19 protein-coding genes and 1 pseudogene are annotated in these 22,105 nt (G+C 60.0%); 6 read left to right on the top strand and 14 right to left on the bottom strand.

Going from position 1 to position 22,105, the window contains the following annotated elements; genetic code table 11:
- Positions 1 to 51 precede the first annotated feature (51 nt).
- Positions 52 to 1,131: a LacI family DNA-binding transcriptional regulator gene (locus GRH90_RS23765; RefSeq protein ID WP_162368462.1), complete on the bottom strand. Its 1,080-nt coding sequence runs from the start codon at positions 1,129 to 1,131 to the stop codon at positions 52 to 54.
- Positions 1,132 to 1,491: 360 nt separating this feature from the next.
- Between GRH90_RS23765 and GRH90_RS23760 the strand changes: the two genes are divergently transcribed.
- From GRH90_RS23760 to GRH90_RS23740, 5 genes and pseudogenes are all read left to right on the top strand, one after another.
- Positions 1,492 to 4,617: a beta-galactosidase gene (locus tag GRH90_RS23760; protein ID WP_162368461.1), complete on the top strand. Its 3,126-nt coding sequence runs from the start codon at positions 1,492 to 1,494 to the stop codon at positions 4,615 to 4,617.
- A gap of 32 nt (positions 4,618 to 4,649) precedes the next feature.
- Positions 4,650 to 4,808: pseudogene (locus tag GRH90_RS26385) on the top strand (MFS transporter); the annotation flags it as partial.
- Positions 4,809 to 4,899: 91 nt separating this feature from the next.
- Positions 4,900 to 5,352 (top strand): GNAT family N-acetyltransferase, encoded by a 453-nt coding sequence (locus GRH90_RS23750; protein WP_162368460.1) that lies wholly within the window; start codon positions 4,900 to 4,902, stop codon positions 5,350 to 5,352.
- 204 nt (positions 5,353 to 5,556) lie between these two features.
- The gene (locus tag GRH90_RS23745) at positions 5,557 to 6,591 is read left to right on the top strand and encodes a M4 family metallopeptidase (protein WP_162368459.1); all 1,035 of its coding nucleotides are present in this window, start codon (positions 5,557 to 5,559) and stop codon (positions 6,589 to 6,591) included.
- 113 nt (positions 6,592 to 6,704) lie between these two features.
- A complete protein-coding gene (locus GRH90_RS23740) occupies positions 6,705 to 7,058 on the top strand; it encodes a protealysin inhibitor emfourin (protein WP_162368458.1) in 354 nt (117 codons plus the stop codon).
- Here GRH90_RS23740 and GRH90_RS23735 read toward each other — a convergent pair.
- From GRH90_RS23735 to ndk, 10 genes are all read right to left on the bottom strand, one after another.
- The gene (locus tag GRH90_RS23735) at positions 7,043 to 7,264 is read right to left on the bottom strand and encodes a zinc ribbon domain-containing protein (protein WP_162368457.1); all 222 of its coding nucleotides are present in this window, start codon (positions 7,262 to 7,264) and stop codon (positions 7,043 to 7,045) included. The genes GRH90_RS23740 and GRH90_RS23735 overlap by 16 nt on opposite strands.
- Before the next feature lie 76 nt (positions 7,265 to 7,340).
- The gene (gene der / locus GRH90_RS23730) at positions 7,341 to 8,819 is read right to left on the bottom strand and encodes a ribosome biogenesis GTPase Der (protein ID WP_162368456.1); all 1,479 of its coding nucleotides are present in this window, start codon (positions 8,817 to 8,819) and stop codon (positions 7,341 to 7,343) included.
- 140 nt (positions 8,820 to 8,959) lie between these two features.
- A complete protein-coding gene (gene bamB, locus GRH90_RS23725; RefSeq protein WP_162368455.1) occupies positions 8,960 to 10,141 on the bottom strand; it encodes an outer membrane protein assembly factor BamB in 1,182 nt (393 codons plus the stop codon).
- Positions 10,142 to 10,151: 10 nt separating this feature from the next.
- Complete coding sequence (locus GRH90_RS23720; protein ID WP_162368454.1) at positions 10,152 to 10,775, bottom strand: YfgM family protein; 624 nt, start codon at positions 10,773 to 10,775, stop codon at positions 10,152 to 10,154.
- A gap of 13 nt (positions 10,776 to 10,788) precedes the next feature.
- Positions 10,789 to 12,063 carry a histidine--tRNA ligase gene (gene hisS, locus GRH90_RS23715; RefSeq protein ID WP_162368453.1) on the bottom strand — a complete coding sequence of 425 codons (1,275 nt, stop codon included), beginning with the start codon at positions 12,061 to 12,063 and terminating at the stop codon, positions 10,789 to 10,791.
- Positions 12,064 to 12,087: 24 nt separating this feature from the next.
- Positions 12,088 to 13,209, bottom strand: coding sequence for a flavodoxin-dependent (E)-4-hydroxy-3-methylbut-2-enyl-diphosphate synthase (gene ispG, locus GRH90_RS23710; protein WP_162368452.1), 1,122 nt, complete (start codon positions 13,207 to 13,209; stop codon positions 12,088 to 12,090).
- Positions 13,210 to 13,240: 31 nt separating this feature from the next.
- The gene (rodZ, locus tag GRH90_RS23705) at positions 13,241 to 14,224 is read right to left on the bottom strand and encodes a cytoskeleton protein RodZ (RefSeq protein WP_162368451.1); all 984 of its coding nucleotides are present in this window, start codon (positions 14,222 to 14,224) and stop codon (positions 13,241 to 13,243) included.
- Positions 14,214 to 14,969 (bottom strand): type IV pilus biogenesis/stability protein PilW, encoded by a 756-nt coding sequence (gene pilW, locus GRH90_RS23700; RefSeq protein WP_162368450.1) that lies wholly within the window; start codon positions 14,967 to 14,969, stop codon positions 14,214 to 14,216. The genes rodZ and pilW overlap by 11 nt, the downstream gene beginning before the upstream one ends.
- A gap of 90 nt (positions 14,970 to 15,059) precedes the next feature.
- Positions 15,060 to 16,274: a dual-specificity RNA methyltransferase RlmN gene (gene rlmN, locus GRH90_RS23695; protein ID WP_162368449.1), complete on the bottom strand. Its 1,215-nt coding sequence runs from the start codon at positions 16,272 to 16,274 to the stop codon at positions 15,060 to 15,062.
- Between the two features lie 179 nt (positions 16,275 to 16,453).
- Positions 16,454 to 16,885, bottom strand: a complete 432-nt coding sequence (gene ndk, locus GRH90_RS23690; RefSeq protein ID WP_162368448.1) for a nucleoside-diphosphate kinase — start codon at positions 16,883 to 16,885, stop codon at positions 16,454 to 16,456.
- 600 nt (positions 16,886 to 17,485) lie between these two features.
- On the opposite strand from ndk, the gene sseA reads away from it, so the two are divergent.
- Positions 17,486 to 18,343, top strand: coding sequence for a 3-mercaptopyruvate sulfurtransferase (sseA, locus tag GRH90_RS23685; protein WP_162368447.1), 858 nt, complete (start codon positions 17,486 to 17,488; stop codon positions 18,341 to 18,343).
- A 153-nt stretch (positions 18,344 to 18,496) separates the two neighbouring features.
- Here sseA and sseB read toward each other — a convergent pair whose 3' ends face one another.
- From sseB to GRH90_RS23670, 3 genes are all read right to left on the bottom strand, one after another.
- A complete protein-coding gene (gene sseB, locus GRH90_RS23680) occupies positions 18,497 to 19,291 on the bottom strand; it encodes an enhanced serine sensitivity protein SseB (RefSeq protein ID WP_162368446.1) in 795 nt (264 codons plus the stop codon).
- A 119-nt stretch (positions 19,292 to 19,410) separates the two neighbouring features.
- Positions 19,411 to 20,709: an aminopeptidase PepB gene (gene pepB, locus GRH90_RS23675; RefSeq protein ID WP_162368445.1), complete on the bottom strand. Its 1,299-nt coding sequence runs from the start codon at positions 20,707 to 20,709 to the stop codon at positions 19,411 to 19,413.
- Positions 20,710 to 20,864: 155 nt separating this feature from the next.
- Positions 20,865 to 22,070 carry an IscS subfamily cysteine desulfurase gene (locus tag GRH90_RS23670; RefSeq protein WP_162368444.1) on the bottom strand — a complete coding sequence of 402 codons (1,206 nt, stop codon included), beginning with the start codon at positions 22,068 to 22,070 and terminating at the stop codon, positions 20,865 to 20,867.
- Positions 22,071 to 22,105 lie beyond the last annotated feature (35 nt).

Raw genomic sequence — 22,105 nt, 5'->3', positions numbered from 1 at the left:
GCGGGCGCCGCGCCCTGCCGCCCGGTCGCCGTTTTAACCGGGCTACCGCGCCTACTGGCGCAGGCGCGCCGCAATCCGCGCCAGCTGCTCGGCCAACTGCCGGTAATCTGTCCCGCCGTCGTCCGGACGGGCGGTCGAATTACGCGCCACCAGATGGGTAGGCAACATCATTGACGCGGGCGATTCACGCCCGCCGTTGCCGAGATGGGCGACGAGCCGGGTCACCGCCTCCCGCCCCAGGCGATTAAAATCCTGCGACACCGTGGTCAGCGGCGGTAAAAAAAACGCGCTATCACGGGTATCGTCGTAGCCGATCACCGATATTTGCGCCGGCACGCCGATCTGCTGCCGGCTTAAGGCGCTGAACACGCCGAGCGCCATCTGATCGTTACCCACCAGCAGGGCGCTGAAGGCATCGGCGTTGCGGGTCATCTCCAGGGCCCGGCAATAACCGCTTTCGGCGCTCCAGTCTCCCTCGCGGTATTCCACCGGATCCAGTCCATACTCCTTAAGCGAGCGTTGCCAGCTGTGCAAACGCAACCGCGCTGACACCGAGCTGAGCGGACCGGACAGCAAACCGAACCGGCGGTGTCCCAACCGGTAGAGGTGGTCGACGCTGGCCCGCGTCCCGTCGTCGGGGTTGAACATCACGTGGAACACCCCGGCATCCGGGGGCACGTCGAGAAACAGACATGACAGATCCGGGTTGCGGTTAACCACCTCCTCCGCCTGTGCCGCCTCCAGCGGCAGGTTGAGGATAACCCCGTCCACCCGTTGGGCTTTTAGCTCGTTGAGCGCCGCCTGCACGCCTTCGCCCCGTTGCGCGTCCACCATGGCTATCAACAGGGTAAATCCCAGCTGATTGGCATGGAGCTCAATAGCAGAGGCAATTTGCGAAGGCGCATGGAAACCCAGCGACGTGGTCACCAACCCCAGGGTCGGGCTGCGCCTGCCGGCCAGCTGCTGCGCCATGCGGTTGGGCACGTAGTTCAGGGCCCCGATGGCCTGCTCCACCCTAAGCCGGGTCGGTTCGGCAACGTGCGCGGAACGGTTAAGCACCCGGGATACGGTTTGATATGACACCCCGGCATGGCGGGCCACATCATCCAGCGTGGCGTTTTTTGGTTTCACCGTTAATTCTCCCGTTAGCCTGCGCATGCGCAATCCCTGCGCCGAACGTTGAATTCCTTTGGATTATCGTCAAATCCGCGACCTCGTCAGCCCGGATGATAAAGTAATACGCTCACATATCATGATAATGCCCGTTAATGCCTTATAAATACCAATAAAAGCGCTATTTTCTGTGAAAAAGATCACTAATTCCGCTTTATCATATTGTCAAAGCCAGGATTTTGGTATTTAACTGCAATGAAATGTGAGCGCATAACACAGGGTCATTGCCGCCGTCCCCGAGGTACTGGCAAGCCGGACCGCCAACGCCCCTTGGCCACCGGTAACGTAACGATCAATCCAGCACACAGCAGGTATGCCATGACGATATCCCATCCGCAGGAAAGGAAGCCGGCCGCTTTATCCTCCCTGGCCACCGTTTTATCCCGTGGGGACTGGCAAAACCCAGGCGTCACCCATTACCGCCGGCTGCCGGCCCATCCGCCGTTTAACAGTTGGCGGGACGAGGACGGCGCCCGGCGGGATGCGGCCAGCGATCGGCGCTATTGCCTGGACGGTGAATGGCGCTTTAGCTATTTCCCCCGCCCGCGGGCGGTACCGGAAAGCTGGCTGGAAGAGGATCTCCCCGACGCGCGGGCCATGATCGTGCCGTCAAACTGGCAAACCGCCGGTTATGACCGGCCTGTTTATACCAATGTCAAATACCCTATTCCGGTCAACCCGCCCTTCGTGCCGGAGGACAACCCTACCGGCTGCTATTCGCGGGACATCACCCTCCCCGACGGATGGCTCGGGCGGGGGCGCACCCGCATTATTTTCAACGGCGTCAATTCGGCGTTTTATCTGTGGTGCAACGGCCGTTGGGTCGGTTATTCGCAGGATAGCCGCCTGCCGGCGGAGTTCGACCTAAGCGACCATCTGCTGCCGGGCCGCAACCGGCTTTGCGTTTTGGTGCTGCGCTGGAGCGACGGCAGTTACCTGGAAGACCAGGATATGTGGCGCATGAGCGGCATTTTTCGCCCGGTTTCCCTATTGCATAAACCCGAGGTCGGTTTCGAGGATATCCGTATCGATACCCGGCTGGACGCGTTGTTTAATCATGCCGTGCTGGAGGTCACCGCCGCCATTACCCCACGGGCCGCCGATATTGCGCGCTACGGCATTGAGGTATCCCTCTGGCTTGGCGAAGAACGCGTGGCCGCGCAGGGTTCCCCGCTCGGCTCCGCTATTATCGACGAGCGCGGCCATTATCCGGAACGCCTTACCTTGCTTGTGCCGGTGCCGTCGCCCCGGCTATGGAGCGCCGAAACGCCGGCTTTATACCGGGCGGTGGTGGCGCTGCGCGACGGCCTGGGCGCGGTGGTGGAAGCCGAAGCCTATGACGTGGGCTTTCGTCAGGTGGACGTGCGGGACGGCCTGCTGCGGATCAACGGCAAGCCCTTGCTGGTGCGCGGCGTTAACCGCCATGAACATCATCCGGCCCATGGTCAGGTGATGGACGCCGAGAGCATGCGCCAGGATATCCTGTTGCTGAAACAGAATAACTTTAACGCGGTGCGCTGTTCGCATTACCCTAACCATCCGCTGTGGTACCGCTTGTGCGATCAATACGGCCTGTATGTGGTGGACGAGGCCAATATCGAAACGCACGGCATGGAACCCATGGGCCGCCTGGCCGACGATCCCGTCTGGTTCCCGGCGTTCAGCGAACGGGTCACGCGCATGGTGCAGTGCAACCGCAACCACGCCAGCATTATCATCTGGTCGCTGGGTAACGAGTCAGGCCACGGCGCCACCCACGACGCCTTGTATCAATGGGTGAAAACCCATGATCCCAGCCGGCCGGTACAGTACGAAGGCGGCGGCGCCGATACCCGCGCCACCGATATTATCTGCCCGATGTATGCGCGGGTGGACGAGGATCAGCCGTTCCCGGCGGTGCCGAAGTGGTCGATAAAAAAATGGATTGGCTTGCCCGGCGAACAACGCCCGTTGATTTTATGCGAATATGCCCATGCCATGGGTAACAGCCTGGGGGGATTCGCCGGGTATTGGCGGGCCTTTCGCCAGCATCCCCGGCTGCAGGGCGGTTTTATCTGGGACTGGGCGGATCAGGCGCTCAATCTTGACGGCCGGGACGGCCGGACATTCTGGGCCTATGGCGGCGACTTCGGCGATAAACCCAACGATCGCCAGTTTTGCCTCAACGGACTGGTCTTCCCCGACCGCGTCCCGCACCCGGCCCTGGAGGAAGTGAAGCACCAGCAGCAGTTTTTCCAGTTCCGTTTGCTGAACACCGAGCCGCTTACCATCGACATCACCAGCGAGTACCTGTTTCGCGCCAGCGACAACGAGCTGCTGCGCTGGCGGCTTGAGTGCGACGGTTATCCGTTGTTAAGCGGCGAGACGGCGCTGCGGCTGGAACCGGGGCAAAAAACCGCATTGACCCTGTGCAATGCCCTGCCGGAGGCGAAAAACGCGGGCGCGCTGTATCTGCATGTCAGCGTCGAGCAGCCCGCCGCCACGCCCTGGTCGGCCGCCGGGCATCGGGTTGCCTGGGAGCAATGGCCGCTGGCCGCCGGCGTTATTGCGCCGGTTGAACTACCGCATCGGGCGGGAGACGCCCCCCGGCTGAACGAAAATATCCATGAATTTATCGTCTGTCATCAGGACCAGCGCTGGCTGGTGGATAAACAAAGCGGCCGGCTGACCCAGTGGTATCGCGGCGACATACCGGGACTGCTCAGCCCGCTGGCCGACCAGTTTATCCGCGCGCCGCTGGATAACGATATCGGCGTCAGCGAGGCGGATCGCATCGATCCCAACGCCTGGGTGGAGCGCTGGCGCGAGGCCGGTCTGTTTGCGCTGGAGCATCGCTGCCTGTCGTTGCGGGCCGACCGGCTGGCGGATCGGGTGATGTTCCGCGCGGCGCACGGGTATTACCACCGGGATCGGCTGCTGCTGCAAAGCCTCTGGCAAACCACCATCGACGACGCGGGCGCGATGGAAAACACGATCCGCGTGCTGGTTTCACCGGCGCTGCCGCCCCTGCCGCGCGTCGGTGCAGCCTGCCAGATCGCGACGGATGCGCGGGAGGCCGGCTGGCTGGGCCTGGGACCGCATGAAAACTACCCCGATCGCCTGGCCTCGGCACGGTTTTCCCGCTGGCGCCTGCCGCTGGAGCAGATGTATACGCCCTATATTTTCCCGGTGGAAAACGGCCTGCGCTGCTTTACCCGCGAACTGACGTTTGGCGACTGGCGCGTCGACGGCAATTTCCACTTTTCGCTTAGCCCCTATGGCACCGGCCAGCTGACCCGCGCCACCCATTGGCATTTAATGCGGCCGGAAGCAGGCCTGTGGCTACATCTGGACGCCCGGCATATGGGCGTCGGCGGCGATGATTCCTGGAGCCCGAGCGTGCATGAAAAGTATCTGCTTTCCGAGCGGGAGTATTGCTACACCTTACGTTGGCAGCGCGGCTAAATATCCGCGGGCAAGGGTAATACCCCCTTCATCTGGGATCGCCATTCGCCTCCTGCGGCGTAGAGGTGGTTATCCTCAAGGCCCTGCATATGTTCGAGCCGCCGTTCCTGCTGGTGGGCACCTTTAAATACCTCTCCCCGGTATTCGACCCGCGCCTGCCGGCCATCCTGTTCCTGATTGGCTTTAACCTAATGCCCTTGCGTAGGTTATTGATTGACAGCGCGACGGTTTTATCGCTAACGTCGGTATCGACCTCGACCATTCCGGACCGGGGAGGTGCCCATGACCGATGAAGCCAAGATAGTTGTCCGTCCCATTACGCTTGCAGATAAAGATGAGTGGAAATTCCTCTGGCGCCGCTATTTGAGTTTTTACTCCACAATCCGCGACGACGCGCTATATGAACATACCTTCGCGCGCCTGCTCGATCCTGCCTACCCCGGCATGTTTGCCTATGTGGCGCAAACGCAGGGGCACCTGATCGGCCTGGTCAATTGCATCGTGCACGACCACGGCTGGTATCAGGAGAAAGTCGTTTACCTGCAGGATTTGTATGTCGACGAATCGGCGCGCGGTAAAGGCACGGGCCGGCTGTTGATTGAACAGGTGTATGCCCAGGCGGATCGCCTCGGCATGGCCAGCGTGTACTGGACCACGCAAACCAACAATCATACCGCCATGAAATTGTATGACAAGGTTGCCCGCAAGACCGATTTTATCAAATACCAACGTTAGCCCCATCATGGGTCCGCAGCCAAACCCGGCGGACCGTCATTTCCCCCATGTCGCCAGATGGCATTATACTTAGATGCAATGCTAATAATTTACATTTATAACATTCAACTGGTTTACCGGCAGCTGGCCGCTAACTTCACCCGCGGCGCCGTCCGGTAATTAAAGGTTCGGAATATTATCCAGGCCGGAGAAAAGGGGAATAAAGTGGAAAACCTAAACCAGCGTTACCAGAGCGTCATCCCGCCCTATATACTGCGGCGCATTATCGAAAAAGGCAGCGAACACCAGCGCCAGTATGCCCGTCACACCCTGACCCATGTCCACAGCCTGATGGCGCGTAACCCGGTGGCGCCGGCTTACCCGTCGCAGGTCCAGGCCGGGACGGTGAAACGCGCCATCTATGATGCCCAGAACACCATGACCCTGCCCGGCAAGCCGGTGCGCCAGGAAGGCCAGGCGGCGGGTACCGACGTCGCGGTTAATGAAGCCTACGATTACCTGGGCGTAACCTATGACTTTTACTGGCAGGTATTCAAACGCAACTCCCTGGATGCCAAAGGCCTGCCGCTGAACGGCACCGTCCATTACGGCGCCGATTATCAGAATGCCTTCTGGAACGGTGAACAAATGGTCTTTGGCGACGGCGACGGGGAAATATTTAATCGTTTTACCATTGCCATCGACGTGGTGGCCCATGAATTGACCCACGGCGTCACGGAAACCGAAGCCAATTTGATCTATTTTGAACAGGCGGGCGCGCTCAATGAATCGCTGTCGGATGTCTTCGGGTCGCTGGTCAAACAGTTTCACCTGGGCCAGACCGCCGGACAGGCCGACTGGATTATCGGCCAAGGGCTGCTGGCCGCCGCCATCAAAGGCAAGGGGCTGCGCTCGATGTCCATGCCCGGCAGCGCCTATGACGATCCGGTGCTCGGCAAGGATCCCCAGCCCGCCGCCATGGACGGGTTTGTGAAGACCCGCGAAGATAACGGCGGCGTGCATATCAATTCCGGCATTCCCAATCGCGCTTTTTACCTGGCGGCCGTTGCGCTGGGCGGACATGCGTGGGAAAAAGCCGGCGCTATCTGGTATGCCACGCTGTGCGATAGCCAGTTAAAGCAAAACGCCGATTTCGCCGCCTTTGCCCGCCTGACTATTAAACATGCCGGTGAGCGTTTTGCCGATGCCGAGGCGCAGGCGGTGGAAAACGCCTGGCGCGAGGTGGGAGTATTAGCCTAAGGCAACCGTCGATCGCCGGTGAAAGGCAGCGGCCGGCGGCGTGGGGCGGCTTAGGGTATGGTTGCGTATAGTTCGGTGAGAAAAGGCGTTGGCATAATGCCGGGAGAAGCCTGATGGACCTGTTATCTTTGTTAAACGAGCATGCGGTGATTGAATTGTCGCGGGAGGGGGGTTTGGCGTATATCCCAAAGCTTGCCGCCCAGCAGCGTTTTGCCCTGTGCGACCTCTCGGCGGCGCAGCGCGAGCATCTGTGTCATCTGGTCAGCCGTATGGCGCTGCTGGCGCAGCACGCCGGGCAAACCCGAACACCCGGCAGCGGCGATCAGCGGTTTTACCGCATCCTGATAGTCGGCCACCCGGAAGGCGGGCCGCAGGCCACGCAGGCCGAGATCGTGGTGCCGGAAAGCAGCGCGCCGCCGGAATTGGAAATTTTATGGAAAAAAGGCACCTTTCAAAGCGCTGAGTAGCGCCAGTCGATGCGTTTTCTGGACACCAGGCCGTCGCCATGGAAGCAGAAGTAGTCCACCGCGCCGCAGGCCTTCAGCACGGCCAGGGGCTGCCCGCAGTCCGGACAAAGCGCCTGCGGTTGATAGCGGCGTCGGCAATGTTCACAACGCAAGGCTTCCCCGTCGGCCGCCATCGGCCTTGCGCATACCGGACACGGCGATTCCATCATTTCCTCCCGGTAGCCCGAGGTAAACCTGCCTGGCATCGCGCCCGGCCGAGCGTCGCCGGCCGGGGCGGCAGGTTTATTTACCTTTTTTAATATGACTGATCAAACGCTTGCGTTTCCGCATCTGGTTCGGCGTCAGTTTGTTGTGCTTGCCGGCGAACGGGTTTTCCCCTTCATTGAACTGGATGCGGATCGGCGTGCCCATGATTTGCAGCGAGCGGCGGAAATAGTTCATCAGGTAGCGTTTGTAGGAATCGGGCAGGTTTTTCACCTGGGTGCCGTGGATCACCACGATAGGCGGGTTATAGCCGCCGGCATGGGCATATTTAGGTTTCACGCGGCGTCCGCGCACCAGCGGCGGCTGATGCTCTTCCACCGCCATTTGCATGATCTTGGTCAGCATCGCGGTGCTGATGCGCTTGGTGGAGCAACGATAGGCTTCGTTAACCGATTCGAACAGGTTACCCACGCCGCTGCCATGCAGGGCGGAGATAAAGTGCACGCGGGCAAAATCGATAAAGCCCAGGCGCATATCCAGGGTCTCCTTGACTTCGTCCTTGATTTCCTCCGTCAGCCCGTCCCATTTATTGACCGCGATCACCAGCGATCGCCCGCTGTTAAGGATAAAACCCAGCAGCGACAGATCCTGATCCGAAATCCCCTCGCGGGCATCGATAATCAGCAGCACGACGTTGGCGTCCTCGATGGCCTGCAGGGTCTTGATCACCGAAAACTTCTCGACCGTCTCGGTAATCTTGCCGCGCTTGCGCACGCCGGCGGTATCGATCAGGATATATTCACGCTCGTCGCGCACCATGGGGATATAAATACTGTCGCGGGTGGTGCCCGGCATATCGTAGACCACTACGCGGTCTTCACCCAGGATACGGTTGGTCAGGGTGGATTTACCGACGTTGGGACGTCCGACGATGGCCAGTTTGATCGGCAGGGACTGCGGGTCGAACTCTTCTTCCTCCTCTTGGGGGATTTGGTAGTCGTCCTCGTCTTCTTCCGTCCAGGGTTCCATACCGGGATATTCGATGGGTTCCGCCACTACCTCGTCTTCAACCAGCGGCGTCATGACCTGCTCCATCAGGGCATTGACGCCACGCCCATGGGAGGCGGCAATGGCGAAGACCTCGCCCAGGCCGAGGGAATAAAAATCGCCCACGGCGCTTTCGGCGTCGATGCCGTCGGTTTTATTGGCCACCACTACCGTGGTTTTCCGGCGGCTGCGCAGATGCTTGGCAATGCCCTGGTCGGCCGCCATCAAACCCGCGCGGCCGTCAACCAGGAACAGCACGATATCCGCTTCCTCAATCGCCACCAGCGACTGCCCGGCCATACGGGTTTCCACTCCGTCCTCGGTGCCGTCGATACCGCCGGTATCAACGACAATATATTCATGGCCTTCCCATTCTGCACGACCATACTTGCGGTCACGCGTCAGCCCCGGAAAATCCGCCACCAACGCATCGCGAGTATGCGTTAACCGATTAAACAGGGTGGATTTTCCTACATTCGGGCGCCCGACCAGCGCGACGACAGGTATCATTGTTACAACCTCATGAGGTAATTATACTAATTCAGCACTTAACAAGACTGATTATATAAGACAAAACGGCTCCTGAACATGTCAGGAGCCGTTAATGACCCGCGCGCCGACATCATCAGCGCCGGATATAGGCACAAGCATTAGCGGGTAAAGGCGTACACCTCGCCGTTATTGGCCTGCACCAGTAATTTGCCGCCGGCGACTACCGGGTTGCTTTGCAGACCTGAGCTATCCACCTTTTGCTGGGCGACAAAGCGTCCGTCGTCAGTATTGATCCAGTGCAGATACCCCTCGGAATCGCCCACCACCATATAGCCGGCGAACAGGACCGGCGACGTCAGGTTGCGGTGCAGCAGTTCGCTCTGACGCCACAGGGTAACGCCCCCCTGGGTATCAAGCGCAATCAGGCGATCGTCCTGATCGACCAGGTAAATGCGGCCGCCCTCGACGATAAGATCGTTGACCGAACCGATTTCGCGCTTCCAGATAATTTGCCCGGAACGCAGATCCAACGCCGCCAGGTTGCCGTTATAGGCCAGGGCATAGACCACGTTATTGGCCACCACCGGCGTCATGTTGACATCGCCGAGGCGCGCAATTTCCGTCGCGCCGCTGGGCTGCGAGATGCGCTGTTGCCAAATCAGCTGGCCCTGGGCCATCATGACCGCGCTCACCCGCCCGTTGTCGCCGCCGACGATGGCCGCGCCAAACGCCGGGGTGGGCGCCGATTCGCCGCGCAGGGTCAGCGGCGGCATATCCAGGTTGACGGTCCACTTCACCGCGCCGTCGGTTTCATTAAGCCCTTGCAGCATGCCGTTGCTGGTATGCACCAGCACCAGGCCGTCGCTGACCACCGGCGTCGACAGTGCTTCGCCCGCGACCTTGGACTGCCAGGCTACGGTGCCGTCCTCGGCGTTCAGCGCATAGATCTGGGCCTTTTCGCTGCCGACGAAAACATGGCCGTTGGCAACGGCCAGGCCACCGGATAACAGCGCCGGAAGGTTACGCGACAGGAAGCCGGTCTTTTCAGACAGGTCCACCGACCAGATTTCCTTGCCGGTATCAATATCCAAGGCTTTTACGATACCGTGGCGATCCGCGGCGAATGCGCGGTTATCCTGCCAGGCGGGACGCAGGTTGGAGTAAAACTCGCCGGTGCCGTTACCGACCGAGCGGTTCCATACCTGTGTAGGCTGAAACTGATTTTCCACTTTGGGCAGCGGGGACATGGTCACCACGTCTTCTTCACCGCTAAACCATGAACAGCCGCCGAGCAAGGCAACGGAAATCAGACCTACGAAAAATGTTTTACGCAATTGCATGGGGTCCCTCTTAGCTGGACAGGTTATTCAGTTTCATGCGCAACAAGGCTTGTAATGCCTGAGGCGGGTTCGCTTTAAGCGCTTTATCGTACGCTTCACGCGCCGCTTGATTATTGCCTTTGATGACCTGCGCGTCGCCACGGGCATCTTCCACTAATGCCGACCAGCCGGCATGCGTATCTTTTTCCAGCGTCTTGAGCGCGCCGTCGACGTTTTTCGCCTCTATCTGGACGCGCGCCAGGCGAATGTTGATCAGCGCCTGGAGGTTTTCTTCCCTGGTCTGGGTCAGCGCTTTCTCCAGTTGCTTCTGGGCCGCGGCAAAATTACCGTTATCCACATAAAAACGCGCCAGATCCATGGAGGTCAGGGCGCCATAATTATTATCGTTCACGTCGGCAAACTTCTGCGCGGCGTCAACGGCCGGCTGCGGGGCGTCGCGGGTCAGCGCCGTATTTACCTGTTGCCATGACGCCGACGAGGCCATCATGGCGTCGTTTTGATGGTTATGCCAATAACGCCAGCCCACCAACGCGGCGATACCGATAACCACGCCGATGATCAGCGCTTTACCGTTATCCGCAAAGAACCGACCGAGCGCTTCGCGCTGTTCGTTTTCCGAGCTGTAGACTTCCACGTGGTCCTTCTCCTTAACCTAATATCGATGCCAGGCGCGCCGCGACATCGCTTTGCGCCAGCGTTTCCTGGTCGCCCGTGGCCAGATGCTTCATCACCACCCGATGCGTGGCAATTTCGTCCTCGCCGAGAACCAGGGCCAGGCGCGCGCCCCATTTGTCGGCCCGGCCGAACTGCTTCTTGAAATTACCGCCGCCGTAGTTGGTCATTAACCGCAGGTCGGGCATCGCGTCGCGGATCTGCTCCGCCAGGGCCATTGCCGCGCCCTGGGTCCCTTTGCCCGAGGAGATGAGGTAAACATCCACCACCGCCCTGGCCCTGAACTGCGCATTCACCTCCTGCACCAGCAGCACCAGGCGCTCCAGCCCCATGGCGAATCCGACCGCCGGCGTGGCGCGACCGCCCAGCTGCTCCACCAATCCGTCGTAACGGCCGCCGGCACATACGGTGCCCTGCGAGCCGAGGCTGGTGGTGACCCATTCAAAGACGGTACGGTTGTAATAATCCAGGCCGCGCACTAAACGCGGATTAACCGTATATGGGATACCGGCTTGCGCTAAAAGTTCACACAGGCCGTCAAAGTGTTCACGTGATTCATCATCAAGGTAATCGGTCAACACCGGCGCATCGTTCAGCAACAGCTGGATACCGGCATTTTTGGTGTCCAGGACGCGCAGCGGATTGGTATGCATGCGGCGGCGGCAATCGTCGTCCAGCGCATCCTGATGCTGCCCGAGGAAGGCCACCAGCGCGTCACGATAACGCGCGCGCGCCTCGAGCGATCCGATGGAATTGAGTTCCAGCGCCACATGCCCGTCGATGCCCAGCGCCCGCCACCAGCGCGCGGTCAGTAGAATCAGCTCCGCGTCGATATCCGGTCCCGCCAGGCCGAACACCTCGGCGCCCAGTTGGTGGAACTGGCGATAGCGGCCTTTTTGCGGGCGCTCGTAGCGGAACATGGGGCCAATATACCACAACCGCTGTTCCTGGTTGTAAAGCAGGCCGTGCTCGATGCCGGCGCGCACGCAGCCCGCCGTGCCTTCAGGGCGCAGCGTCAGGCTTTCGCCGTTGCGATCGTCGAAGGTGTACATTTCTTTTTCCACGACATCGGTGACTTCGCCGATGGCGCGCTTGAATAGAGGCGTCTGCTCAACGATGGGCAGGCGAATTTCACTATACCCGTATCCGGCCAGTACGCTCTTGAGCGTGCCTTCAATGCGCTGCCAGACAGCCGTATCTTCCGGCAAATAGTCGTTCATGCCGCGAATGGCCTGGATGTTCTTTGCCATGTCTATTCTCTTCGGTTTTTTTAATTACTTATCAATCAAATTAACGGTAATGCGATTGCTTTCATCAAGCATTGCCGCTTTAGCGCGAATTTTGGCCTCGAGCTGATCGATCATCTGCTCGTTATCAAAACGATCGCGCTGACGCACGCCGTCTTCATAAAAACCGCTCTTGTTATGGCCGCCGGTAACCCCGATGGTGGACACCAATGCTTCCCCGGGTCCATTGACCACACAGCCGATGATCGAGATATCCATCGGCGTGACAATGTCCTCCAGGCGTTGCTCGAGGGCGTTGACGGTGCCGATCACGTCAAACTCCTGCCGCGAACAGGTCGGGCAGGCGATGAAGTTAATGCCGCGCGCGCGGATCCGCAGCGACTTAAGGATATCAAACCCAACCTTCACTTCCTCGACCGGGTCCGCCGCCAGCGAAATACGCAGGGTATCGCCGATGCCTTCGCTGAGCAGCATGCCGAGGCCGATGGCGGATTTCACCGATCCGCTGCGCATGCCGCCCGCTTCGGTAATGCCCAGATGCAGGGGCTGATCGATGCGCGCGGCCAGCAGGCGGTAGGACTGCACCGCCAGGAAAACGTCGGACGCCTTGACGCTTACCTTGAACTGGTCGAAATTGAGTTTTTCCAGGATATCCACGTGGCGCATGGCCGATTCCAGCAGGGCCTCGGGCGTGGGTTCGCCGTATTTTTCCTGGATATCGCGCTCAAGGGACCCGGCGTTGACGCCGATGCGTATCGGGATATTATTATCGCGGGCGCAGTCAACCACCGAGCGAATGCGCGCCTCGCTGCCTATATTGCCGGGATTGATTCGCAGGCAATCGACACCGTACTCGGCCACTTTCAGCGCGATGCGATAATCAAAATGGATATCGGCCACCAGGGGGACATTGACCCGCTGCTTGATAAGCCGGAAAGCCTCGGCCGCATCCATGGTGGGCACGGAAACGCGGACGATGTCGACACCCACGCGCTCAAGCGCCTGGATTTGTTTTACCGTGGCATCCACGTCGGTGGTGCGGGTGTTGGTCATCGACTGCACGGCAATAGGCGCACCGTCGCCGATGGGCACGTTACCAACGTTAATCCGTGTTGATTTACGGCGGTTAATGGGTGCTTTATTATGCATTATGTTTTCTCCATAATTGCCGAACAGAAGCTTAGTTAGCCGCTATTGTAAATCGGGCAACCTGGTTTGACCTGACATAACGGCTAAGATCAACCGGCTTGCCCTGGAACTCAATTTGTACCGCCGCCGGGGCGCCGATTTTCAATTTATAGGGTGCCTGGCCCACCAGGTTCAGCTTGCCGCCGCTGCGCTGCGTGCCGCTGAACAGCTTCTTGCCGCTGGCATCGGAGACTTCCAGCCAGCAATCCGCGGTAAAATTCATCACCAGTCCGCCACCGGCGGAGGTGTCGGACTGCGCGGCGGCAGCCTGCCGATCCACCGGCGCGGGATCGGGCGCCGGCGTCGCCGCGGTATTAGGAGCCGGTACGGCCGCACCCTGCGGTGCGGTTGGCGTGCCCGGCTGTGCCGCGTTCTGCGACGTATTGAGGGGAACGGAATGGGAATCGCCATCCGCCGGCTGATCGGCGGGAGGTTGCCCCACCTCGTCCGTCGACGGATTATCGCCGCCGTTCTGGGCGGTGGCGGAATTACTGTCGCTATCCGCCCCCGTCGCCAGCCGGTTGGAGGACTGATCGGCCATATCGGTGATATCCCGTTGCTGCGCCTGGTGATTTTGCCACCACCACGCGCCGGTCAGGCCGACGACCACGAATAAAATCAGCCAGGTGAACCCCATTAGCCAACCGTCCCGCTTCTTGCGGGTTTTCCCAAGGGAAAAACTCTGCATCGGAGCGACCTTCGAGGCGCGGATCGGCGCCTGTTTCGCCATCATCGGCAGGAGTTCTTCCTCAGAAACATGGACCAATCGGGCATAGGAGCGGATATAGCCGCGCAAAAAGGTCGAAGCCAGGTTGGGGTTGGCTTTATCCTCTTCTATTTCCCTGACGGTAGTCACCTTCAGGCACAGGCGTTCCGCCACGGCCTGCTGGCTCAAACCCATTTGTTCACGGGCCTGACGCAGGCGTCCGCCTGTCGTCGTTGATACTGCTTGATCTTGGAGGGCTTCAGTATTCATTAGCTAGGAACTGCTGGTACTGTTTAGATTGTGGAAAACTTCGCGCAAGCCGTGCGCCATAACGTTGTACGTCATTCTGGCGTCCCGCTAACGCAGCGAAACGAATCTGTAACCATAAACTTTCAGCGCTTGCCGGAAGAATATGCTGGTAAACATCCAATAATAGTTGTGCTTTGTCGCCTTTCCCTTCACTAAATTGCCGGTCGGCTTCCGCCAGCAAAGCCACGCCTTTTTCCGGATCGTATTTTAGCGCGCGACCGAGCAGCGTCCGCGCTTCATCTTTTTGACCGGCTTTATAAAAACAATAACCGGCGTTTTCCAGGCTGTCGGCAACCAGACCATAATCCGCCGCCTGCGCTGCGGCGGCAAACTGTTGTTGCGCCGGTACATACTGCCCTAAACCACATAAAAACGCACCGTAATTATTCAGAACCGTGGCGTTTTGCGGCGCCAGTTTCAGCGCCAGCCGGTAGCGATTCCCGGCGGCGGCATTTTCACCGACCCGTTGCTCGTACAGCGCCATGCCTAATTGCGTACGATAATCGCCCGGCGCCGCTTTTACCGCCTTATCTAGATTTTGCCGCGCCGCGTCAAGGTTATTGGCCGCCAGGTACTCCATACCCAGCTGCAGGCGCGTTTGCGCGGACTGGGCGGAGGCCCCGGTCGGCTGTTTTTCGCCGGCGCATCCATTCAATAATGTAATCACCAATACTGCCGCTATCCCACTTAACCGACTCAGCGTCATGCCTGTTCCCTTATCCTTGAATGTGAGCGTCCGCGCTGTTATCAATGCCCGCGCGCCAGGCCGGAAACTATCCGCGGCCGCGGCCCGCCGTCAGACGGCCTTTATCTCGATCGGCTCGCCGCCCAGGCGCTTGCGCAGCGTTCTTTTGGTGCGATCGATCACATCGCCGGCCAGCTGGCCGCAGGCGGCGTCGATATCATCGCCCCGGGTCTTACGCACGATAGTGGTAAAGCCATATTCCATTAACACTTTCGAAAAACGGTCGATGCGGCTGTTGGAACTGCGGCCGTAAGGCGCCCCGGGGAAGGGGTTCCACGGGATCAGGTTAATCTTGCACGGCGTGTCTTTCAGGCATTCCGCCAGCTGATGGGCATGTTCCGTGCCGTCGTTGATATGGTCCAGCATGACGTATTCCACCGTCACCCGGCCCTGGTTGGCATTGGATTTATCCAGGTAACGCCGCACCGAGCTGAGGAAGGTTTCGATATTGTACTTTTTATTGATCGGCACGATTTCATCACGAATGGCGTCCGTGGGGGCATGCAGGGAGATGGCCAGCGCCACGTCGATCATGCCTGCGAGCTTATCCAGCGCCGGCACCACGCCCGAGGTCGATAACGTCACGCGACGCTTGGACAGGCCGAAGCCAAAGTCATCCATCATGATTTCCATCGCCGGCACCACGTTGTTGAGGTTGAGCAGCGGTTCGCCCATGCCCATCATCACCACGTTGGTGATCGGTCGCTGCCCGGTAATGCCGACGGCGCCGATGATTTTGGCGGCGAGCCACACCTGGCCGATAATTTCCGACACCCGCAGGTTACGGTTGAACCCCTGCTGTCCGGTGGAACAAAAGGTACATTGCAGGGCGCAGCCCACCTGGGAAGAAACGCACAGGGTAGCGCGATCGTCTTCCGGGATGTACACCGTTTCCACCTGCTGGTCGCCGACCTTGATGGCCCATTTGATGGTGCCGTCGGTGGAACGCTGCTCGGTCGCCACTTCCGGCGGCCGGATTTCGGTCAGCTCTTTTAATTTGGCGCGCAGATGTTTGTTGATGTCGGTCATCTGGTCAAAATCATCGCAACAGTAATGATACATCCACTTCATGACCTGATCGGCGCGGAAGGGTTTTTCGCCCAGGCCGGCGAAGAACTCCCGCATCTGCTGGCGATTCATGTCCAGCAGGTTCAGTTTTTGAGGGACGGACGCTTGGACGACACCGGCCGCCGACGCTGACGGCACCGTTGCGGGCGCTTCAGACAATGCGTCCGACAGCGCCGCGGTGATGAGTTGCTCTGACATAATTCGAAAATGCCTCGTTATTACACGTTATGGCGCGGGAAAGATAAAGAAAGCCCCGGCGAGTGTGGATTAACTCCACATCAACTCCTCATCCGGGGCGCATTGGGAATAGATTTTAGCGCAGAGCCGCCCGGCTTAAAAGCGTAAGCCCGGCTTTTTTATCGATAATGCGGCACAGCTTAGCGCGTACGCGGGCAAATTTCATTATCGCTGAAGAAATAGGCGATTTCCCGGGCGGCGGATTCAGTGGAGTCGGAACCATGCACCGCGTTTTCGGTGAAGCTGTCCGCATAGTCGGCGCGCAGGGTGCCGGCCAGCGCGTTGGCCGGATTGGTGGCGCCCATGATGTCCCGGTGACGGTGTACGGCGTTTTCGCTTTCCAGTACCTGGACCATGACCGGTCCGGAGATCATAAAACCCACCAGTCCATCAAAGAAAGGCTTGCCCTGGTGCTCGGCATAAAAACCTTCAGCCTGTTCGCGGGTAAGATGCAACATCTTGGCTGCAACCAGGGTGAATCCGGCGCTTTCAAAACGGGCATAAATCGCGCCAATGGCATTCTTTGCCACCGCATTGGGTTTTAAGATGGATAAAGTACGTTCTATCGACATTATGACCTCTATGTTACACAGCAATGGAAGGCCGGGTTAAAGGGTTGTTATGCCGGCCTGTTTAAGTGGCGCAGATTATAGGGATCGGATAGACGCTTGCCTACCAGAAACGCAACATTTCATTAAAAAAAATTTAGCTTATCCCCTACTTTTCAAAGGGCTATTCTATTTTCCATAAATCAGCCACTAATTCCAGCGCAAAATTCGCCCAATGGGGGAAATTGTTTTGTCGGCATGTCTCCTCGCGCTAAATGATTGAGGCCGGCGATTTTTATGCGCAAGACGTTAACATTATCACCAGGGCGAAAACGCGTCCGATACGGCATTTCGCGCGTTGTGCCGACAAATACCGGCCGCCGCGCCGGTTTACCCCATGCGGCCATCGCGGCAGGCCCGGCAGCGCCGCGTCGACAGACGGAACCGGCGCGCAATTCCGGAGCGGCGTTATCATGGCCGCGGATGACGGGTAAAGAGATATCGGCGCCAACCTTCCCCGCCTTGCCCTTGTCCACCGGCGTGAAATAAATGACAATGCCTGATATCTTACCGACGCGCGGCGGGCGACACTGCGCCCCGCCGGGCCGTTACCGGAGACTCGTTATGCCTTCATCGCCGTTTGTTTCGCCAGGCTGGCTGGCCGACCGCCTGGACGATCCGCGGGTACGCGTTATCGACGCCCGTATGCTGCCGCCCGGCTATCAAGGCCCGCGCGATCTGCAACAAGATTATCTGGACGGGCATTTGCCGGGGGCGGTCCTTTTCGACGTCGAGGCGCTGTCGGACAGCGCCAGCCCCCTGCCCCATATGCTGCCCCGGCCGGACGACTTTGCCCGCGCCATGGCGCAATTGGGTATCGGCGACGGCCAGCACCTGGTGATTTACGACGACGGCACGCTGTTTTCCGCGCCCAGGGTCTGGTGGATGATGCATATCGCGGGGGTGGGCCGGGTTTCATTGCTGGCGGGCGGACTGGCTGGCTGGCGGCAGTCCGGCCTGCCGTTGGCGCAAGGCCCGGCGGTCACGACGCCCGTCGCATTTACGGGGCGGTTTGCCGCGGACCGGGTCAGGGATTTTGCCCAGGTGCGGCGCATCATCGACGATCGTTCCGCGCAAATTGTCGATGCCCGCCCCGCCGCACGCTTCAGCGGACAGGCGCCTGAACCCCGTCCCGGCCTGCGCATGGGCCATATCCCCGGCAGCGCCAATATGCCCTGGCATATGCTGGTGGCGGACGGTCGGCTAAAGCCTGAGGAGGAACTGCGGGCGCTGTTCGCCCAGGCGGGGGTCGATTTGCATCGGCCGGTGGTGGCCAGTTGTGGATCCGGCGTGACCGCCGCGGTAGTGGTGCTGGCGCTGACCGCGCTGGGCGTGGAAAATGTGGGTCTGTACGACGGATCCTGGAGCGAATGGGGCGGCCGGGACGACGCACCCGTCGCCAGCGATGGCGATACGGAATAACGTGGATTGGCGCCGCTGATGGCCCGTACCCTTTCCAGGCCGAACGTGGCCGCAGCGGGCGCCATGTGACGGACTGAACGTGGCCGCAGCGGGCGCCATGTGACGGACTGAACGTGGCCGGCGCACGCCGGCCCTCGGGACGGGCGCTAGCGGTTAATGTACGCCGTTATCACGCAGGGTACGCAGCCAGCTGCCCCATTTTCGCTCGTAAAACGGCGTAATATGCTGGGTAAAATAATGGCTGATGCCCGGCTCGTCCTGCCCGACCAGGCAGATATCCACCGGTTCCTCGTCCGGCGCGGTATCGGTGGCGACCCGGCCCACCGCCCGGACGATTTTTTCCTCGTCCCCTTCGCATTCAAGCCCAATCAGCCAATGCGGCTTCTCCTGCGGGTTGTCCTGCACCTGGACGATAAACGCCCGCCGCACCTGCTTGATATCCGCAAACAGCCGGGTGAGCGAATCGATCATCTGCATGGGTTGTTGTTCCGGGGAGCTTAAGGTGATGCGCATTTCGCCTTCAAGGATCTCGCGTTCGGTCAACGCGTCCCCTTCATTCATCATCAGGGCGGTAATTTCATCCGCGCTGAACGCGTTGCCGTAGGGTAGCTTCGGGTTGAGGAACAGCTCCGCGCCGGCGGTCATGGCAAACAGGGCGCGGGTGGGCAGCGCCAGGAACGGCTGGGTCTGGCTGACCGCCTGTTGCAAGGCCGCAAGCGAGGTAAAAAAGGGAATGGCGGTGGTGCCGTCCGGTTTCTCCCAATGTTGCAGATTGACCGGCTGCTCCCCGTCGTGGCGCGCGGCGCCTGCAATCCAGCCGTCGCCGGCGTCGCCCAGCACATACACCGTGGATTCCAGCAGCAGGTTAAAAAACGCCGGGCGATGGGCCGGTTCGTCGGCCGCCAGTTTTAGCGCCTGTTCCAGCGCATTATCAAGGGATGGGTTCATGACCTGTTTCCTGCTCATCACATCCGGCCCGCCGGCCGGGCAAACGTCCGGCGGACCGGGAAAGGCCAAGGCGGCAGCATAACAGCCTTGGGGTGGAGGCCTGTGCCGCCAAATGCCAATTACCCGGCCGCCTGGGCCAGCAGCAGGTTGGCCAGGGTACGCACGCCAAGCCCCGTGGCGCCGGCGGACCATTGATCCACCGCGCCCTTGCGGTAGGTCGCGGAGCAGTCGATATGCAGCCAGCCCTGTCGGTAATTTTCAACAAAGTGCGACAGGAACGCCGCGGCGGTGCTGGCGCCGGCGCTATAGGCCGCGCCCGCCACGTTGCTCAGGTCGGCAAAATTGGACGGCAGCTGGGAGCGGTGGAATTCCGCCAGCGGCAGGCGCCAGAACGGCTCGTTTTCCTGGGCGGCGCTGTCGAGCAGCGATTGCGCCAGGACGTCGTCGAAGCTGAATAGCGCGTGGAAATCATTGCCCAACGCGGTCTTGGCCGCGCCGGTCAGCGTGGCGCAGTCGATAATGATCCGCGGTTTTTTCGCCGACGCGTCGATCAGGCCGTCCGCCAGCACCAGTCGCCCCTCGGCATCGGTATTCATGACTTCGACGCTTTTACCGTTACGATAGCGGATAATGTCGCCCAGTTTGAAGGCGTTGCCGCTGACCATATTGTCGGCGCAGCACAGGTAAAGCCGCACGCGCTTTTTCAGGCCGCGCGCGATAGCCAGCGCCAGCGCGCCGGTTACCGTGGCCGCCCCGCCCATATCGGATTTCATCGAATCCATCATGCTGCTGCCTTTAAGGCTGTAGCCGCCGGTGTCGAAAGTCACGCCTTTGCCCACCAGGCAGGCCAGTACCGGCTCGTCCGGATTGCCGCTTGGGTTATAGTCCAGCGACAGCAGCACCGGCTGCCGGTCGGAGCCGCGGCCGACGGTATGGATGCCCATATAGTTGTTGGCGCGTAAATCCTCGGCCTTGGTGATGCGGTAGCTGATGTCATCGCAGGCGACGGAGCACATGATATCCACCGCGCGCTGCGCCAGCTGTTCCGGACCCAGCTCTTCCGCCGGGGTATTGATGGTGTGGCGCACCCAGTCGATGATTTTCAGCCGGTTGTCCAGCTCAAGCCGCGCCGCCGCGTCCAGTTCAGGCCACGCCACCTCACGCTGCCCCTTCGGCCCGCGATAGCCTTGCCAGAAGGACCAGCAGCCCTCCAGGTCCCAAAGTTCCCCCTGGAGACGGACATGCCTGACGCCCTGCACGTCGATCTTGCGCGCGGCGCGCTGGATATCAGCCAGCGGGTTTTCGCCGGTCAGGTGAATGATCATGCCGCGATCGTTCACGCTCAACAGCGCTTTTTCGCCCCAGCGGGGATCGGCGGGTGTGGTTGCCAGCATCACCGGCATCGCTTCGGTCGTCATAACCTGGCTCCTGTAATTTTTATGTTAAATCCCATGCCGCGCGTATCCCGCGCGGTGACGGTTAATCGTGGTTTGCAAGGATATTACCTGAAAGGCCGGCGTTAATCACCGGCCAGGATCATCGGCCGGGATGACGCAAGGATGACCGGATCCGCTTAGCGGCGGACCCAGTCGGCGCCCATGCCCTGTTTGAACATGTTCCACTGCGGCGAGAGCTCGCGCAGGCGGCCGATGGATTGATGCACCAGCCGGATGGCGTAGTCGATCTCTTCCACGGTGGTATAGCGTCCCAGCGAAAAGCGAATGGAGCTGTGGGCCAGTTCGTCTTCCACCCCGAGGGCGCGCAGCACGTAGGACGGCTCAAGGCTCGCGGACGTACAGGCGGAACCGGACGATACCGCCAGATCCTTCAGCGCCATGATAAGCGATTCGCCTTCCACATAGTTGAAACTGAGATTAAGGATATTCGGCGCGCCCTGCTCCAGGTCGCCGTTGAGATAGATTTCCTCGATATCCTTCAGGCCGTTCCACAGCCGGTCGCGCAGTGCCCGCAGGCGCGGCGTTTCGGCCGCCATCTCTTCCCTGGCAATACGGTAGGCCTCGCCCATGCCGACAATCTGATGCACCGGCAACGTGCCGGAACGCATGCCGCGCTCATGGCCGCCACCGTGCATCTGGGCGTCGATGCGCACCCGTGGCTTGCGGCACACATAGAGCGCGCCGATACCCTTCGGCCCATAGATTTTATGGCCGGAAAAAGACATCAGATCAATAGTCAATCGGCTAAGGTCGATTGGCAGCTTGCCGACGCTCTGGGTGGCGTCCACGTGGAACAGTATGCCGCGGCTGCGGCACAATTCGCCCATGGCGGCGATATCCTGTATCACGCCGATTTCATTATTGACGTGCATGATGGATACCAGGATGGTGTCGTCGCGCATGGCGTCGCGCAGCTGCCGCAGTGGGATAATGCCGTTGCGCCGGGGCGCCAGGTAAGTGACTTCGAAACCTTCCCGCTCAAGTTCGGCGCAGGTGTCGAGCACGGCCTTGTGTTCTGTTTGACTGGTGATGATATGGCGGCCTTTCCCTTGATTGAAAGCGGCCGCGCCTTTAATCGCCAGGTTATCGGATTCTGTCGCGCCCGAGGTAAATACAATTTCGCGCGGATCGGCGCCCACCAGTTCAGCGATGTGATTACGCGCCACATCCACTGCTTCTTCGGCCTGCCAGCCAAAACGGTGGGAGCGGGAAGCGGGGTTGCCGAAAGTACCGTCCATGGTGAGATAATGCATCATTTTTTCAGCCACCCGCGGGTCGGCGGGCGTGGTGGCCGAATAATCCAGGTAGATCGGTAATTTCATTGCTCATTTGCCCCTGAAAAACCGCGCATGGCGCA

The organism is Acerihabitans arboris, from assembly GCF_010131535.1.
In the GTDB taxonomy this organism is placed as follows: Bacteria; Pseudomonadota; Gammaproteobacteria; order Enterobacterales; family Enterobacteriaceae; genus Acerihabitans; species Acerihabitans arboris.
Note: the sequence above shows the minus strand (reverse complement) of the source record. Positions and strands in the feature narration are given on the sequence as shown.